12 protein-coding genes and 1 pseudogene are annotated in these 17,373 nt (G+C 44.1%); 11 read left to right on the forward strand and 2 right to left on the reverse strand.

The window, feature by feature from the left end; translation table 11 throughout:
- The first annotated feature begins 246 nt into the window (after positions 1 to 246).
- The 3 genes from MHH56_RS08745 (at position 247) to MHH56_RS08755 (ending at position 3,734) form a co-directional block, all read left to right on the forward strand.
- Positions 247 to 1,140 (forward strand): ABC transporter permease subunit, encoded by an 894-nt coding sequence (locus MHH56_RS08745; RefSeq protein WP_339209535.1) that lies wholly within the window; start codon positions 247 to 249, stop codon positions 1,138 to 1,140.
- 10 nt (positions 1,141 to 1,150) lie between these two features.
- Positions 1,151 to 2,023, forward strand: a complete 873-nt coding sequence (locus MHH56_RS08750; RefSeq protein WP_339207771.1) for a carbohydrate ABC transporter permease — start codon at positions 1,151 to 1,153, stop codon at positions 2,021 to 2,023.
- A 124-nt stretch (positions 2,024 to 2,147) separates the two neighbouring features.
- Positions 2,148 to 3,734: an extracellular solute-binding protein gene (locus MHH56_RS08755; RefSeq protein ID WP_339207772.1), complete on the forward strand. Its 1,587-nt coding sequence runs from the start codon at positions 2,148 to 2,150 to the stop codon at positions 3,732 to 3,734.
- A 71-nt stretch (positions 3,735 to 3,805) separates the two neighbouring features.
- Here MHH56_RS08755 and MHH56_RS08760 read toward each other — a convergent pair whose 3' ends face one another.
- The gene (locus MHH56_RS08760) at positions 3,806 to 4,957 is read right to left on the reverse strand and encodes a glycosyl hydrolase family 8 (protein ID WP_339207773.1); all 1,152 of its coding nucleotides are present in this window, start codon (positions 4,955 to 4,957) and stop codon (positions 3,806 to 3,808) included.
- Positions 4,958 to 5,328: 371 nt separating this feature from the next.
- On the opposite strand from MHH56_RS08760, the gene MHH56_RS08765 reads away from it, so the two are divergent.
- Positions 5,329 to 6,327, forward strand: a complete 999-nt coding sequence (locus MHH56_RS08765; RefSeq protein WP_339207774.1) for an HRDC domain-containing protein — start codon at positions 5,329 to 5,331, stop codon at positions 6,325 to 6,327.
- 43 nt (positions 6,328 to 6,370) lie between these two features.
- On the opposite strand, the gene MHH56_RS08770 is transcribed toward MHH56_RS08765, so the two are convergent.
- The gene (locus MHH56_RS08770) at positions 6,371 to 7,381 is read right to left on the reverse strand and encodes a zinc dependent phospholipase C family protein (RefSeq protein WP_339207775.1); all 1,011 of its coding nucleotides are present in this window, start codon (positions 7,379 to 7,381) and stop codon (positions 6,371 to 6,373) included.
- 166 nt (positions 7,382 to 7,547) lie between these two features.
- Here MHH56_RS08770 and MHH56_RS08775 point away from each other — a divergent pair, with 166 nt between their 5' ends.
- The 7 genes and pseudogenes from MHH56_RS08775 to MHH56_RS08805 all read left to right on the forward strand — a co-directional run bounded on the left by MHH56_RS08775 (position 7,548) and on the right by MHH56_RS08805 (position 17,206).
- Positions 7,548 to 8,009, forward strand: a complete 462-nt coding sequence (locus tag MHH56_RS08775; protein ID WP_054028542.1) for a chemotaxis protein CheX — start codon at positions 7,548 to 7,550, stop codon at positions 8,007 to 8,009.
- Between the two features lie 77 nt (positions 8,010 to 8,086).
- A complete protein-coding gene (locus MHH56_RS08780; RefSeq protein WP_076267828.1) occupies positions 8,087 to 8,860 on the forward strand; it encodes an SDR family oxidoreductase in 774 nt (257 codons plus the stop codon).
- Between the two features lie 25 nt (positions 8,861 to 8,885).
- Positions 8,886 to 10,304: a DEAD/DEAH box helicase gene (locus MHH56_RS08785; protein WP_339207777.1), complete on the forward strand. Its 1,419-nt coding sequence runs from the start codon at positions 8,886 to 8,888 to the stop codon at positions 10,302 to 10,304.
- A gap of 112 nt (positions 10,305 to 10,416) precedes the next feature.
- Entirely contained in the window at positions 10,417 to 11,655 is a 1,239-nt protein-coding gene (locus tag MHH56_RS08790) for an S-layer homology domain-containing protein (RefSeq protein ID WP_339209537.1), read from the forward strand.
- 189 nt (positions 11,656 to 11,844) lie between these two features.
- A pseudogene (locus MHH56_RS08795) lies at positions 11,845 to 12,381 on the forward strand (IMP cyclohydrolase); the annotation flags it as partial.
- A gap of 255 nt (positions 12,382 to 12,636) precedes the next feature.
- On the forward strand, positions 12,637 to 13,368 hold the full coding sequence (locus MHH56_RS08800) for a hypothetical protein (RefSeq protein WP_339207779.1): 732 nt from the start codon (positions 12,637 to 12,639) through the stop codon (positions 13,366 to 13,368).
- 163 nt (positions 13,369 to 13,531) lie between these two features.
- Positions 13,532 to 17,206, forward strand: a complete 3,675-nt coding sequence (locus MHH56_RS08805) for an S-layer homology domain-containing protein (protein ID WP_339207780.1) — start codon at positions 13,532 to 13,534, stop codon at positions 17,204 to 17,206.
- The last annotated feature ends 167 nt before the right edge of the window (positions 17,207 to 17,373 follow it).

Genomic DNA, 17,373 nt, shown 5'->3' on the forward strand with positions numbered 1-17,373 from the left:
CGAATTAATCGGCAGATTTTCTTTTTACTTCCGTAAAGGTTAATCGTCGGAAAATGGTAAAGTCCGCGTGAATAGCGGGATTTCCGATTATGTTAAGCCTCTGATTCTTGTTAATATTCGATTTCTTAATCACGTGTTACATTTGGAACCAAGCCGAAATATTTGCTTCCAATAAGAGTCAGGAGGTCATCCATGCAGATTGCAACGGAACGTCAGAGGAAGGTCAAAACCGTGCCGCGCGTTCGTATGAAAGCGCTGTACAGGGATTGGCAGTTATACCTGCTGCTGCTTCTGCCCTTGGCGTATTTTATTATTTTTAAGTACACACCAATGCTGGGCGTCGTCATTGCATTTAAGGACTACAACATGTTTCAAGGCATTTTAGCAAGCCCCTGGGTCGGTTTCGAAACGTTCCGGGAAGTATTTCAGATGGATGGTTTTTACAATGCGCTCCGCAACACCTTTCTACTCAATTTCTTGGATCTTGTCGTAAGTTTTCCGATTCCAATCGCACTAGCGATACTGTTAAATGAGCTTCGTATAAAATGGTTCAAAAAAGGCGCGCAGACGATTCTTTATTTGCCTCATTTTATATCATGGGTCATCATCGGCGGGATGGCTATTCAACTGCTTGCGACCAATAACGGGATTGTCAACAATCTGCTGAAGTCGTTAGGGATGAAGGTCATTCCTTTCCTTACGGAGCCTGTTTACTGGGTGCTTACATATTTAGGAATAGGTATTTGGCAGAGTGCCGGGTGGGGAACGATCATTTATCTCGCTGCGTTAACGGGAATTAACAAGGATCTTTACGAAGCGGCAGATGTAGATGGTGCAAGCCGAATGCGTAAAATCTGGCACATCACGCTCCCGGGCATCAAGCCGACAATTATCATTCTTCTCATTATTAATATTGGACATATGGCCAGCATTGGATTTGATAGACCGTTTGTACTTAGCAATCCTCTCGTCACCGATGTGTCTGAGGTTATCAGCACGTATGTATACAAAATCGGAATTCAGTCCGCACGGTATACAATAGCAACGGCTATCGGTCTTTTCCAAGCGGTTGTAGGTCTTATTTTCCTGCTGTCGGCCGATTATATTTCCAGAAAAGTTAATGATCAAGGCATTTGGTAGGAGGGCAGATATGAGAGCGTATGGAAATGACAAAATCGTAGATGCAATGATCATGGTCGTAATCATAACGGCGGGGCTCTTCTGCCTGCTGCCGCTGCTTCATATTTTTGCCTTATCGTTAAGCGCCAACGGGCCGATTCTATCAGGAAAAGTTACGATACTACCCGTAGAAATCGATTTTTCCGCTTACAAGGCTGTTTTCGGCAATGCAGCGATGATCCATTCCTTACTTTTTACTATTGGACTAGTTGTTTTGTTCACGGCTATATCGATGCTGATGACGATTATGGCAGCCTATCCCTTGACGAAGCCTAACCTAAAGGGAAGAAATTTTTTTCTTCTCCTTATCGTCCTGACGATGTTTTTCAGCGGAGGAATGATACCGGAATATCTGCTCGTAAAAAATTTGCATTTGCTTGATTCGATCTGGGCGCTCATTTTGCCGGGGATGGTGAATGCCTTTTATTTGCTCATCATCAAGACCTTTTTCTCCTCCATTCCAGTAGAGCTGGAAGAGTCGGCGCGGATGGACGGAGCCAACCATTTTAAAATATTGTGGCATGTCATCCTACCGCTGTCGCTTCCGGTCATGGCCACACTTAGCTTGTTTTACGCAGTGGGCAGGTGGAACGGATTTATGGATGCCCTGTTGTACATTACCAACTCGGAGCTTTATCCACTTCAATTGAAGCTGTACGAAATGGTCATCAACAGCCAGGTTAACGATATGGCGATAGCAGAGGGGCTTAATGCCTCGGTACCGATTCCGGAAAGTCTTAAAGCTGCCTCGATCATGTTCGCTACCATTCCCATTTTGCTCGTTTATCCGGCGCTTCAGCGTTACTTTATTTCGGGTATGATGATCGGTGCCGTCAAAGGTTGATAGTCACTCCCAGACAGGCTGGAGCCGAAAGCTCCCGTTTCATGGAGTTGCTATAGATTAAAAAAATGATAAAAGGGAGTTGAATGCGTTGAGGAGAGCAAGGCGTAAATTCACGATAATCTTTATGGCAGTGCTGTTGATCACATCCATGCTGTCTGCGTGCAGCAGCGGAAACGGAAATAAGGAGCCTGTCAAAGAAAAGGAAGCTGCAAGCAATAAACCGAGCAATTCAGGCTCTGAAGCAACCGAGAAGCCGAAGGGAGATCCAATTAAGCTTCGAATCGAGCTGTTTGACCGAAACAATACACCGGCAGGCGCTCCGAAAATTACCGACAACGACATGACCAAATACATTCAGAAAAATTTTGGCGAACCGAATAATATTACTGTCGAATTCGTTACGGTTCCTCGCTCAGAGGAGGTAGACAAGCTGAACGTGCTTATGGCTGCGAATCAGGCTCCTGACATCGTATTTACTTATGACCAGCCGACGGTACAGCAATACGTAAAAAACGGCGGTCTGACAGATCTAGGTCCGCTGATGGATGCGCATGGACAAAAGTTGAAGGAAGTATTGGGTGAGGAGCTGCTCAGCTACGGTGTATTCGATGGCAAGCAGTATACGATTCCAGCTAAGCGCGTTCTGCAGCCTCAGAGCTCGACTTTTATCCGGCAGGATTGGTTGGATGAGCTCGGGTTGCCGCTGCCGAAAACAACGGAGCAGTTCTATGAGACGATGAAGGCTTTTAAAGAGAAAAAGCCAGGCAAATCCGGTGATAAAGCGATTCCGTATGGGCAGATCGACTATTTCCATATGCATCCGATTCAATATTCGTTCTGGGAATGGGACAAAATCGCAGATGAGGATCTTTATGCATCAGCGGAGTGGCTCATTCCGGGCAATAAGGAAGCATACCGCTTCTTGAATAAGATGTACAACGAGGGACTTATGGATCCGGATTTTCCGCTCCATATGGGCAAGGATACGCAGCAGTTCCAGAAGAACCTGCTGAACGGATATATTGGTTCGGCAACAACAAATACCAACGAGCCGGTTTATATGGGCTATTACGCAGAGCTGCAAAAGAATGATCCGAATGCAAAGCTGGCGTTAATCGATCCGTTCACAAGCGCGGACGGCAAGACACCAAAGCCTATTTATTCGCCTAATGGCATATACATTATGGTACCAAAAGCAAGTAAAAATGCGGAAGCAGCAATTAAATATTTGAATTGGATGGCTGAAACGGACAATATTATTGCCCTTCAGAACGGTACGGAAGGCGTAACATATGAGATGAAGGATGGCGTTCCATTTACGCTTGATAACGATCAGGCGAAGCAGACTTTATATAACTATTTTGATTACTGTATCATTCTTAACGGGAAATATGTCAGTACAACCGATGAGCTGCTGAACATTACGGCTAATGCGTCCGATCCGAATTTCAAGGATTTTACGGTGGAAAGCATCGCGACTGGATCGAAGGATGGCATCATTAAACCTCGTGTAGTGACGCCGATTCAATCGGAGATCAAGTACGCTACAACGCTGAAGGAAAAGGACGACGAAATATTTGTTAAAGTGTTAACTGCGAAACCAGCGGATTTTGACAAGGTTTACGAGAAGGAAGTAGCGGATTATATGAAAATTGGCGGCAAGGAAGTAATGGAAGAGAAGCGAGCAGCGTTTAAAGCTGAGAATCCGTAAGGAGAAAAAGAACGGCCACCTTCGATTCAGGAGAAGTGACCGTTCTTTTTCAATTGCGATGAGACAAAACGCTATACAGTAGGCATATAAATTTTAAAGCTGCCGCTAAGCGCAAGCATGGCGAACAGATAGAGGCAGTTGTCGTAATAGCGGCGGTCACCGGTGCGAAGCGGTGTGTTCCACAATAAATCAATAGAAGCTTTGGCATGCGGTCCTTCGAAACTGGCAAGCGAAGCCATCGCGTTTGTGGCAAGCAGCCCGACGGGATGGAGTGATTTTTCTTCAAATGGTTCGCCAGCTATCGTATAACGTCTATAATCAGACGGATCAATACCTGAGAAAAAAGCTTGAATCCGGTTTGCTTCCTCACGCTGCCACGCATCGACGCCAAACCATTCCGTATCGAGGCCAATATTGGCGGCTACACGGTACGAGTCGCTGTAAAAATGACCATATCCGCGTTCGTTGTTCGGTGTACCGTCGTAATAGGCGTACTCGGGTGCTAGTCCAGTAACCGGATGGCATGACAGCTTCAAATAATCTCTGCTTGCAGCTGCAGCTTCTTTCCAGAACATGCGGTCTTCCGGATTAGCCCACAGCGCAAACAGCTCATAAAAGTGCGGCAAATGGTAGGATGGATCGGAATAGTCGCAATTAGGAATAAATTTGATTAATTTATTGGAAGGCTCCCACATCGGGTAACCGTCGTTATTTTCACCCTTATGCACACAGCTATGGAGCAGGTTCCGAGCTTGATCACCGTAATTAAAAGGAACAGAGCCATCACCCCATCGGTGTGATGCAAAGAAGAGAGCAAGCGCAAAATATTCCTCGCCGTCGGGCGCGGGACCGTATGATCTTTTGGTGCCATCGGTATTGCATGACCAAGCGAAATAACCGGCATTTTCACCTTCGCTCATATACATGTAAGTCATCGTCCATTTCCATATGCGGTCGAAGATATCTTTGCGGTTCATCTGCACAGCCATCATCATGCCATAGGACATGCCTTCGGTGCGTACATCAATATTTCCGGTATCTAACAGATACCCCATATCGCCGCCAGCCTCGTAATAGATTCGCGTATCTTCATTACCGCCGAACAGGTTGTCCCAAGTATCCTCGACACGTCTCCCAATTTCTTCTTGGCTGTAACCGTACAGCTTAAACAAATTTCGGTAGTTCCCTGTGAAAAAAGCACCCGTTCCCAGCTTCGTCGACATCTTGTATTACTCCCCTTATATTAAATTTTCACTGCATGGAAATGCCTGAGAAATTGACTTCACCAAAACTTTACCTTGTATCGTTCAGAGTTCCTACCCTAGAAAGTTTATAGAGTACTGTAATTATTAAAGGTTTGGTCTTATTAAGGAAGTTTGAGAGCATGATTTTGCAGCAACAAAATGCTTGTAATAAAGAAATCAATATGATAGCATGAAAGCAATCGAATCATTAAACGTGAGGAAGCACCTCCTTTGCCGTAGGCAGAGGAGGTGCTTTTTGTTGTTTTCCGACATTCTCCCTAATTGTTCGGACGCTTTCCTTGCCTTCAACCGATTCGCGACCACATCTATTTATTGGAGGAATGAGAAACATGCAAATCGTATTTTTGAACACGTTCGAGAAGCTTGGAGAAGGCCAGCGCATTGATAACGCGCAGCTATCTATCTGTGAGAATCAAGGCATTTGGGCAGTGCTGTGGGTGGAGCTGAATGAGGAGAGCGAAGATCCGATCACTTGGTTTGAAGGAACGTCATGGGAGGAAATGATTGTGGCATTCCGTCATGGAATTGCAAGGGTCATGGGTGAAGGGTACGCGCCTATTATCGATGGCATGCTGGACGATCGCCGTTCTACAACTGGCAGCTTTGTAACTATGCTTCAATGCTACGGCGAGCTTCATGCCAATCAAGAACTTTTTCAGAAGCTTCGTGAATGGCGGCGTACGAAAGCAATTGCTGAGAAGCGTTCGGCTTATCTTGTCGCTACTAATCGCATGTTGTGGATGATCAGCGCCTTCGTTCCGAAGACGGCAGATGAATTAGCACAAATTCCCGGTTGGGGAAGCGCCAAGCATGCATCCTATGGACTGGAAGTGCTGGAGATTACAAGTGAGGCTAATCGTGATACCGAGTTTCCGCTGCAATGGGTAAGTGTCAAATTAGACTCAATCGCCTATACGCAGTGGCTTTATAAACAAAAGGAAACAAAATATAAATCTCAGATGGATCGCCAACAGGCAAAAAAACATATTTTGACGGCGGTACAGCAGGGTGGATCGCTTGAACAGCTTGGCGTGGAGCTAGAGCTGTCAAGGCGCGAATTAATGGATCGAATCGAGCAATTAGAACAAGAGGGTTACGATATGGAATCACTGATTACGCGGGAGCTCGTAGAGATGCCAGATGATGAGCAGCAGCTCGTATGGGATGCTCTCTCGCTGGTCGGCGATAAATATTTGAAGCCGGTATTGCAGCAAGTATATGGCACTTTGGAAGCTTCGCAGTTGAATAAGCCTGTTGATGTCCTTTATGAGCGCTTGAGGCTCATAAGGCTGCGTTTTAGAAGAAGCCTGACAAGTAAGGCTGTATAATTTTTTTTAGAAAAAGAAAGACAAGAGAAGGCTCCTTCATTACTTAAGGAGCCTTCATAATTCCGATTTGGTCAGTCCAAACCGTGTCTGCAAAACGGATCGTAGTATTAAAGTCGCAATGAAGTCCAGTTTCATAGGAACGATTGTCTATAAGGGCGATGGCGTCTTCTCGCAGTAGACGTACACGATAACGCTCCTCTTTTGTAAACTGCGGCTGCTCATAGGCTCTTAGCCAAATGAGGATAGCGCTTACAACCTCAACAGCATCATCTAACGCTTGATTCCATAGCTGCCAAACGCTCTCATTGTGATAGGTGGCGCCGTCCACTGGATCAAGCCAAGGCTGTTCCTCTACATTTAATACGTCAAAGGGCATAGCCCCTCTTTTATAAGTGAAAGGCTCGATTTGCCCAAAAGTTAGTATTTTTCGTATGCCAGTCGGATCATGGAATAAACGCTGCGCGGCAGTGAAATCACGATTCGCTTGGTTCCAATCCTCGCGTTTAATGAGCGGGGCCAGCTCTTCATAATAAAGGGCAGCAATTGACTCGAAAGCGTCCACTACGGGTGCAGGAAATGCTCCCTTCGTATCGATATGCTTCCAGACTGGAGTTTTCCACGTTTCAATACCCCAAAGCTCACGCGCTATTATCGTATCCATCATAATTTCAAAACGTTGATGATCCCATTTGCGAAAGCCCGATTTGCTAAATACATAAGGATGAAGATTACGATCAAGAATGTGATGCAATACGAATCCTAGTGTGTATAGGATAGAAGAATCAGGACGTTTAGGGCAGGCGGGTCTGCCGACGACACTATCCAGCATTTCGACAAGTACCGGTCCGCAATTGCGGTTATGCATTTCCGTTCCTAAACGATTTAAGGCTATGCTGCGCTGCCAAGGGAAAAAACGATGATAGAACAAAAAGTCAGGTCCTTGGCATCCCATGTTAAATATATTTTTTTTCTCATCTGATTCAATTAGTGCGCATTCGCCAAGCCGCTCGAATACAAGTTGTCCAAAAATGAAGTGAGCCCATACGTTAGGCATAGAAGAGGACCTCCATTCCTATCAATATTCTACAGATTTCGTTTTAAAATATAGTTCTAAAGATACATATATTTTATTTATAGTATACTTGTCCTAGTGAATTAAGTATAATATAAATTAAACAAGACAAAGCGCGAATTTTGTCGAAAAGGAGCGTATCTTCATTATGAAGGCAGAGTACATTAACCCGTTTCTTGAATCTGCAAAAATCGTGATTGAGCAAGTCGTTCAAATACGTCCAGCGACTGGAGAACTAGGTCTCAAGGATATCAAGTTTGTAGAGAACTATATTTGGATTCAAATTGGACTCAACGGACAGATGAACGGTGACATTGTATTCGGGCTTAGCGAAGAGGTAGCTATGAAAATGGTTTCTGCGATGATGGGCGGATACGTAATTTCTGAAATCGACGAAATCGTGAAGAGTGCTATTTCTGAGCTTGGCAATATGATTAGCGGAAATGCGAGTACGATGCTGTTTAATCAAGGGGTGAGAGTAGATATTACACCGCCGAAGGTTATCCAGTCTGCTCAATCAGCTGGCTTCACCGCACAAAAAGCGTTGACGATTCCACTGATAATGGAAGGTATTGGAGAACTCGACATCCAAGTTTTAATCGCATCTTAGCATAGAAATGGCTCCTTAGGGAGCTTTTTTTGCGTCTGCAATACCAATCAAGTAAAATTGTAAATGGGTGATGATGGATGTTAAGAGGCAAAGTGATTTTCATCTCCGGTGCATCAAGCGGAATCGGAGCGTTAATGGCTAAAATGCTGGCTGAGCGGGGGGCGATCCCAGTTTTGACTGGACGCAACATCTCGAAGCTAAAGGAGATTTCCGCTGCAATAAAGGGGAAAAGCTCGTTCTATCAGATGGACGTGACCGATAATGAACAGGTGAAGCGAACAGTAGAAGCTGTCATTGCGGAATATGGTAAAATAGATGTATTGCTGAACAACGCTGGCTACGGCAAATTCGAGAATTTTATGAGCATGAATGTGGAAAGCTTTGAGCAAATGATGGACACGAACTACCTAGGCATCGTACGCTGCACGAAGGCAGTTGTTCCTCATATGGTGAAGCAAGGAAGCGGACATATTGTAAACATAGCATCTTTAGCAGGCAAAATAGGCACTGCCAAATCAACCAGCTACACAGCCACAAAGCATGCTGTGCTTGGCTTTACTAATGCACTTCGCATGGAGCTTCGGGAGCAGGGAATTCAGGTATCTGCGGTTAATCCAGGTCCAATTGATACGCCTTTTTTCTCGCTGGCTGATCCTTCCGGCTCTTACGTTAAAAATGTCAATTGGTTTATGATGAAGCCAGAATATGTAGTCAAAAAAATCATTCGTTTAATCGAGCGGAGAAAAGCCGAGCTTGACCTGCCGAAAACCGCAGCTTTTGGTATTAAACTATATCAATTGCTGCCGCGAACCATTGATCGGCTATTCGGCGGTATGTTAAATCGAAAATAAAGGTTTAAATGAGAGAGGATTAAAAATGAGTAAGCACACATGGTATGAAATAGGAATTAATGAACTGCTGTCGGATAAGCTCACAGCAAATGGAATTATTGAACCAACGGATGTACAGGCAAATACGATTCCGATATTGCTTGGAGGCAGCGACGTTTCAGCGAGGTCGCAGACGGGCACAGGTAAAACGCTTGCGTATTTGCTGCCGCTTCTTCAGAAGCTGAATTCGCATTCAAGCGCGATTCAAGCGATTATTTTGGCTCCAACTCAGGAGCTTGCGATGCAAATTGTTCGTGTAGCAGAAGTGTACGCGGAGCCGCTGAACATTCGCGTTCAGCAATTGATTGGCGGAGCAGCATTAAAGAGGCAGGTAGAGAAATTGAAGCTGCGCCCGCAGCTGGTTATTGGAACACCAGGGCGAATTCACGAATTGCTTAAGCTGCGCAAACTCAAGCTGAATGATGTGAAAAATGTTGTAGTTGATGAAGCGGATCAAGTATTTCAGCTCGGGTCGACAAAAGAGGTCGAGATCATTTTGCATAGTGTCGGTAAAGAGCACCAAATTGCTTTTTTCTCCGCGACATATCCGGATCAAATGGCTCGTTTTGAAGGACGCTGGATGAAAAACCCGGAACGTATTCAGGTTACGCCGGAGCATACCGTATCACAAACGATCGATAATTACTTTATCGTTAGCGATAAGCGTGATAAAACCGATACGGCAAGAAGGCTTGTACGCTTGCTGAACCCGGCCTCTGCTCTGCTTTTCCTAAATGATACCGACAACATTTCCAACTGGGAATCGAAGCTAAGTTATGAAGGCTTTACTGTTGAGGCTTTGTATGGGGATGCGGATAAACAGCGCCGTGCAGCAACATTGACACGTTTTCGCGAGGGTCGCTGCCAACTGCTGCTAGCTACGGATGTTGCGGCTAGAGGCCTTGATATTGAAGGTCTGCCGCTCGTCATTCAGCTTGATCCTGCATCGGATGCGGATCATTATGTGCATCGTGCAGGACGAACGGGCCGTATGGGACGTCCTGGTACAGTCGTTTCCATTGTCACGCCGCAGGAGCTGTTTATTATGGAGAAATTCCGCAAGCAGCTGGGCATCGAATTGACAGAACGGACGATGTTCAGAGGAAAGCTTCTTAGCGAGGAAGAGCTGCGAGAAGCAACAAAACCGTTTGCGGCTCGCCATGAAGCGAAGCTTGCAGATCGCTCAGAAGCGTTGCAAACGAAGCGAGCTGTAGAGAACAAAAGTGCAGCTGCTGCTCCGAAACAAACGAAGCTTGTAGAGACGAAAGCAGTAGCTGCTCCGCCGAAACCAAAGCCAGCAGCGAAGCCTGCTCCTAAGAAAGTGGAGCGAAAGCGCGAAGGCAAAAACAAAGGTGCTCCTAAGTGGTTGAAGGCTAAACGCGAGGCCGATAAGGAACAATCATAAAAATTTATTTTGAAAGCCACCCTCTTAAATCGATCAGCCTCTCCCGAAACATATGGGCGAAGGTAAAAAATGCGGCAAAACCCGCAATCGAAAAAGGAGTGTGGCTTTCTTGATGAAACAAACAATGTGGAAAAAGACAGCAATTTCTTCGCTTGCGCTGCTAATGCTTGCAGGCGGTGCGACGTCAGCTTTTGCAGATGGCGGTAAAGGCAAAGGGCATGATGGCGATCGTAATGATGATAAAGGCCGTCATGAGGACAAGGATGACAAGTATGACAAGGACGATAAACATAAAGTAACATGGCAATTTCAAGATGAGGACGATCTGAAGTGGGCTATGGAATACATTATGCGGTTAGCGTCGAAGGGCGTATTTACTGGCTACGAGGATGGTACATTTAAGCCGAATCAGAAAATCAACCGTATTGAAACGTTGACTGCTGCTGTCAGATTGATGGGTCTTCGCTCACAAGCGGAATCAGCAGATAAAATGAAAACGGACTTGCAATTTAATGATGGGGATAAAATCGCAAAAAAATACCCTTGGGCTGTTGGTTACGTTGCAGTAGCGCTGGAGAACGATCTATTCTCTGAGACTGAATCAGAAGTGAAACCGGAAGCAAACGCGACAAGACTATGGTCTACGATTCTTCTCGTAAAAGCGCTTAAACTGGAAGACGAAGCGAAGGCGCTCAATAATACGAAGCTTGACTTTAAGGATGCAAAAGAGATCCCTGCTGGATCTGTAGGTTATGTTGCTCTTGCTTTGAAGAAAGGCATTATTACCGGCTACAATGATAAGAATGGAAAAACGTTCCGTCCTAATCAACCAGTAACCCGTGCAGAGCTGGCAGCGCTTCTCGATCGCACAGATACGGAAATGCCTAATCATGATGCACAAGCCATTTTAGGCAAGCTAAAAGCAGCTCCTGCTGATGGCAAGTTGACGGTTGTTAAAGGAGATAACACGGAGATTTCACTAGCATTAGACTCGAATGTGTTTATTTTCCGAGATGATAAAAAATCGCCAGTGAGCTCACTCCGAGCAGGGGATGAGGTACTCGTTCGTACGTATCTCAATCGTATCGTATTTATTGAAGTAACGAAGTCGGCTCCTGTTAGTACAGCTTTCACGGAGAACGGAATTATTAATACATTAACGTTCAACAATCAGGCGAAATTGACGACGGTTTCTCTCATTACTCGATATGAAAACTCACAGGCAGTTGTCACAACATTCAGCATTGATCCAAGTGTAGTCATCACAGGTGACTCCTCGCAGCTAAAGGTTGGTCAATATGTACAAGTAAAAGGCGACAATGGTACAGTTAAATCAATTGAAGTGAAATAAGGTACAAATAAGAGAAGGGCTGTCCTGAAAGTAGATTTTTCTACTTTTGGAACAGCCCTTTTTTCATTGCTCAACAATCAAAATAATAGCTTGTGAATCCAGCAGCGCTTATTTTTCTACATAATAAGCACGATATAGTTCGTTATGAAATTCGTGCGTTAATTTTCATAGTTTGTAAGAAACAGAGCATATGATGCGGAAAAAATGGAAGACCCTTCATTGATTATTTATGATCCGATAAAGAGTATAAATGGGATGCACATCATTTCCAATGGAGATCAGACTGAAACCATCTATGAAGCTTATGGCAAAAAAGAAACGTTTGAAGATGCATTAAAAAGCAGAAAGTTTGAACCGGATGCTCCCCATTATACACCGCGTATTTCCGGTATTATTGATACTGAATCAGCTGTATACAGCTTGTCCATTTTGAAAACAAGGCAAAACGATCCGTCATTTTGCATTCGTCATTTCTTTCATTACGATTCTTTTACAAAAGGAATAGGTCATTGCATTCACACTTATAAAGGTGAAGAAAATGGTATTTTGAGATCTTTTGAAGGTGAACCGCTGGAGGTGCCTTTATTTGATTCAATGGATGAAACGGCTCAATTTTACTGGAGCAGCATAAACGCAGATCATAAAATTTCATTGCTTGTGAAGTTTATTCATACCGATGATCGTAAGGTGGAATTTAAAATAATAAATAAAAATCAGACGTTTTAGTGTCTATATAATTAATTCCGACAAAAACGATGGGAAAAATTTAAATAATCGTTGACAGGGTCGTTTTTGAGGAATAATATAGGAATATATTCAAAGTGAGTTGAAAAACCATTTTGTAGGATGACAAAAGAAGATAATCTACTGGACCACCAGAGATTCAATAGGAGCGCAGTTCTGCGCCTTGTTGGGTCTCCTTTTTTTATCCAAAAAAAACAAAAAAGCTCAAAGAGCGAAGCGAAAGGGATGTTTACAATTATGAAAAAACTAACACTAACATTAATTTCTGCAACAGTAGCCTTCTCAGCCCTAACCTATGTTGTCGTATCTGCCAAACAGGCGCAAGGTGCGCCTGCGGTGAAGGACAACGCTGCAATTGTTACCGAAGCAAAGGAAGAGAATCAATCCAAAATCATTACCGTTTCTGACACAGAGAAAAAATCAGAAGTAAACACAGCTGCAGCAGAAGGCGAAAAACAACCACAAACAAAAACGGCGGACACGATAGAGGTAAATAAACCTGAAGCAGAAAAAGCAGATGCGAAACAAGAAGATAAATCCAAAGTTACTCTTGCTGTAGATAAGAAGGAAGAGGCACCTGCAGCTAAAGCGGCAGCAGCAAAGGAAGAGCCGGCGGCTAAAGCAAATACATCGGTTGAAAAAACAGCAACACAGCCGAAAGAAGCTGCCCAGCCTAAAGCAGCAACGACCGTAAAAGAAGAAAGCCAGCCTAAAGCTGCAGCCGTTGTGAAAGAAGAGCCAAAAGCAGCAGCACCTGCTGCGAAAGAAGAAACACAATCGAAACCAGCGGAGTCAGCTGCGAAAGAAGAAACGAAACCATCTAAATCGGTCTCATTTGTGAAAAAAGATACGGTACAGCCGAAAGCACCATCATCCTCAGAGGCTCCTGCTTCATCCTCCTCATCATCATCATCGTCTTCCGAAGGTCAACAGCCAGCACCATCGACAACGGAAGAAGAAATCTGCTAGAAACAAGAAATACGTATTCATGAGTTATGAAATGGGGGTGGTCATAAGAGGCAGATCAGCCTCTTATGACCGGCTCCCTGCACGAGATCTTGAAGCGACTAGTGGAGAATACATATTTCACACTTGGCACATCGACAAAATTTGATGAAAACGAGGAATGAACATGAAATTACAATTTAATACATCCAAAAGATGGTTAGCTCTTATATTGGCTGCGTTATTAATTTTGCCAGCTGCCAATATCGTTAATGCCAATCCAGCTTCGGAAACTCTAGTAAATAGCGGCGCCAGCCATTATAACTATTTTAATAATGTGTATGATCATTTGAATGATGAGAACCATATTCTTCAAACGGTAACGTATGAAGATATTATTAATCTCTTTGACAGCGAAGGCACGTATGTGGTGTTGTTTGGCGGAGCTTGGAGCGATAAAACACAAGCGAATATTGGCTTTATCAATCAGGTGGCGAAGCAATATGGCGTAAAAACCATCTATAACTTTGATACGAGGTTAGATGGCAAATCACTAGAGATTGCGGAAACGCAAACGAAAGAAATCAAAGTTGGCAACAACACTTTTGATTTTGCAGAAGCGTATGTCGAGCTGGTCAAAAAATATTTAACGAACCTCGATGAAGTACTTCCAGCAGGAGATATCGTTAGCTATACAAAAAAAGACAGCAAGGGCACAGTAATTTCTGAAGGCTCAGCGAAAAAAATTGAAGCACCATTCCTGTTTGTGTATAACAAAAAGAAAATTGTTTCCTCTTTGGCTTCAACGAATGTATGGAACGATTACTTAACAAATGGTGTTTTGGACACGGGCAAAGTAGATGCTTACAAAGCAAAAGTGAGTCAAGTATTTGAAGGAATCACTTCATTTGATACGATTAACCGTTCGAATTCTATCAAAGCAGCTTTCAATAGAAACGGATCAATCATCAACAAAAAAGAAACGGTTATTTTTGACGAATCGGATGGCGATCTCGTATTTGAACATGTAACCTATCACCAATTGACGAAGATTCTCGAGAGCGAAGGGAATTATACGATCTTGTTCGGCGGCTCTTGGTGCCCGAATACACAAGCAGCCATTAAGTTTATTAACGAATATGCGAAAAAAAATAACATTGATAAAGTTTATTTTTGGGACACCAAGCTGGATTCGGGAATTTCGATCCTGGATCTTAATAAAGACCCGAACGCTGACCCGCATAACGGCATATTCTTTCAAACGAGAGATACGAATCATCCAAATGCCAATCTGTATGTAGATTTGATTAACAAATATTTGCCTGATATCAAAACACAATATGTAAAAGCAAGCAACAATGTAAAGTATACGAATGAGAACGGCGTAGAAGTAATCGCAAGCAAAGCTCAGGTTCCTTACCTCTTTCAATATAACAAAGACAACAAGGATGCTGATGGCAACAGGGCTCCAATTCTTGGGCATATTGAATTGATGTATTCTTGGACCAATATTCAACCTGATTATGTAAGCAGCGGGCTTACTGGTGTGAATTACAATAACTATACGAATGCTTTGAAAAGCCTATTTGCAAGAGTTGAGGCTACACCAACAGGGCTGACAGCGGGTAAACCAACCTCATCGGATGAAAATGATGGTCAAATAACAGGAACGAAAGGTAAAGCGCTTGAATACAAGCTTGAAAGTGAAACGGATTACAAGGCTGTAACTGGTGATGCAATAACTAACTTAGTGCCAGGTACTTACAATGTTAGATATGCATCCAAGCTTGGATACAATGGTCCTCATACAGCAGGAATTCCTGCAGCTGTTTCGTACAAAGCGGGCGAAGCTGTAAACGTAGTGGTGCCATCCTATATTCAAGACCAAGCCGCACCAACAGGGCTGGCAGGCGTTGCACCAACGACATCAGCTAACAATGACGGTAAAATTACAGGAACGACGACAGCGCTTGAATACAAGTTGTCTAATTCGTTATCCGATTATATTCGTGCAACAGAACCGTCTGTTACAGATCTTGTTTACGGTACTTATGATGTTCGTTACGCGGCAAAAGAAGGATATCGCCCAAGCCCTAAAGTAGAGGTTGTTATTCCGGCTTACGGCGAGGAAGCGCAAGAAGCGCCGACTGGCTTAACAGGCGTATCACCGACAACGATTGCTAATAACGATGGACAAATTACAGGAACGACTGCAGCTCTAGAATACAGATTAGATGGAACGGATGCTTATCAAGCGGCAACAGAACCAGCGATCACTGGTCTCGCAGCAGGCACCTACAATATCAGATTTGCAGCTAAACCTGGATTCAGTGCAAGCCCAGCAATTGATATCGTTATCAAAGCGTTTGCTCTACAAGAGCAGTCGGAACCATCAGGCTTGACGGGTGTAGCTCCAACCTCTTCAGCTAATAATGATGGACAAATTACAGGAACAACGACAGCACTTGAATACAAGCTGTCAGGAGCTGAGTCCTATCAAGCGGCTACAGCGCCATCTATTACTGGTTTATCATCAGGCACTTACAACGTGAGGTTTGCGGCTAAGGAAGGCTATAATGCCGGAGCAGTGCTAGATGTCATTGTACCTAATTATGTATCTCCTCCAAGCGGTGGAAACAATGGCCCAAATCCAACGCCAACACCTACACCTCCAGCAGGCGGAGATAATGATGGTACAGCACCAACAGCAACGATAACAGCAACAACCGATGCTGCGACAGGAGCAACCGTAGCGAAAGCAACCGCAGCTTCTATTACAAGCCTGGTTGAGCTTGCTAAGAAAGCGGAAGCAGCAGGCAAAACCTCTGTCGTTGAGCTTAAGGTTGAAGCTACAGCTCAAACTAAATCTGTAGAGCTGAGCATTCCTAGAAAGTCGTTTAATGAAGTAGCTTCTACCACAAATGCGGGTGTGATGGCCAATCTTGGCGTTGGCACTGTTGTTTTTGATGCAAAAGCAATCGAAAGCATCAGCAATTCGGCTGAAGCGGGTGACATCAGCATTATTATTACGAAAGTAGAGCTGACGGACGAGGGCAAGGAGGCTTTGGGTGACAGACCGGTTTATGATTTCTCCGTATTCGCAGGAACTACCCAGCTTACAAGCTTTGGCGGCAGCAATGTGCAAGTTAGTGTGCCTTATACTTTAAAAGCCGGAGAAGATCCAAATGCTGTAGTGGTCTACTATGTAACGGATGCCGGCAGCTTGGAAACGATCCGCGGGAAATACAACGCGGGTACAGGAACGGTAAACTTTGTTACGACACATTTCTCCCAGTACATTGTAGGGTACAATAAAGTAAGCTTTAAAGATGTATCGGATGCAGCTTGGTATAAGGATGCCGTTGGATTCCTTGCGGCAAGAAGCATTACAACAGGTACAGACGAGGACCATTACAGCCCGAATGCGACAGTGACGAGAGGCCAATTCATCGTCTTGTTATTGAAAGCATACGGCATCGAGCCAAATGAGAAAGAGACAGCTAATTTTGATGATGCAGGGAATACCTACTATACGAATTACTTGGGAGCTGCTAAGCGCCTGGGTATTACGAAAGGTGTAGAAGGCAATACGTTTGACCCTAATAGCAAAATTACACGTCAAGATCTATTTACGCTTCTGTATCGTGCACTTGAAGTGTTTGGTGAATTGCCTAAAGCAGAGACAAATGTTGCGGTGTCCAGCTTCAGTGATTCCGCTCAAATTGCAAGCTATGCAACCGACGCTTTCAAGGTGCTAGTTGAGGGCGGCATCATTACGGGGAACAATTCAAAGCTGAGCCCTAAAGATGTTTCTACGAGAGCTCAAGTGGCACAAGTGCTTTATAATCTGCTTTCAAAGTAATACGATATGAACGCAAATCATAGTGTTTAAAGAATGGGCGGCCAATGGCTGCCCATTTTTTTCTTTTTTGTGCATGCTTCTTGCTTTTGTACACAAATCATTGCTTTCTTTGATATTAGTCCGATAATTCGGTATGCTGTTTACTAGATAAACTAATTTACATAGTT

This window comes from Paenibacillus sp. FSL K6-3182 (genome assembly GCF_037976325.1).
In the GTDB taxonomy this organism is placed as follows: Bacteria; Bacillota; Bacilli; order Paenibacillales; family Paenibacillaceae; genus Pristimantibacillus.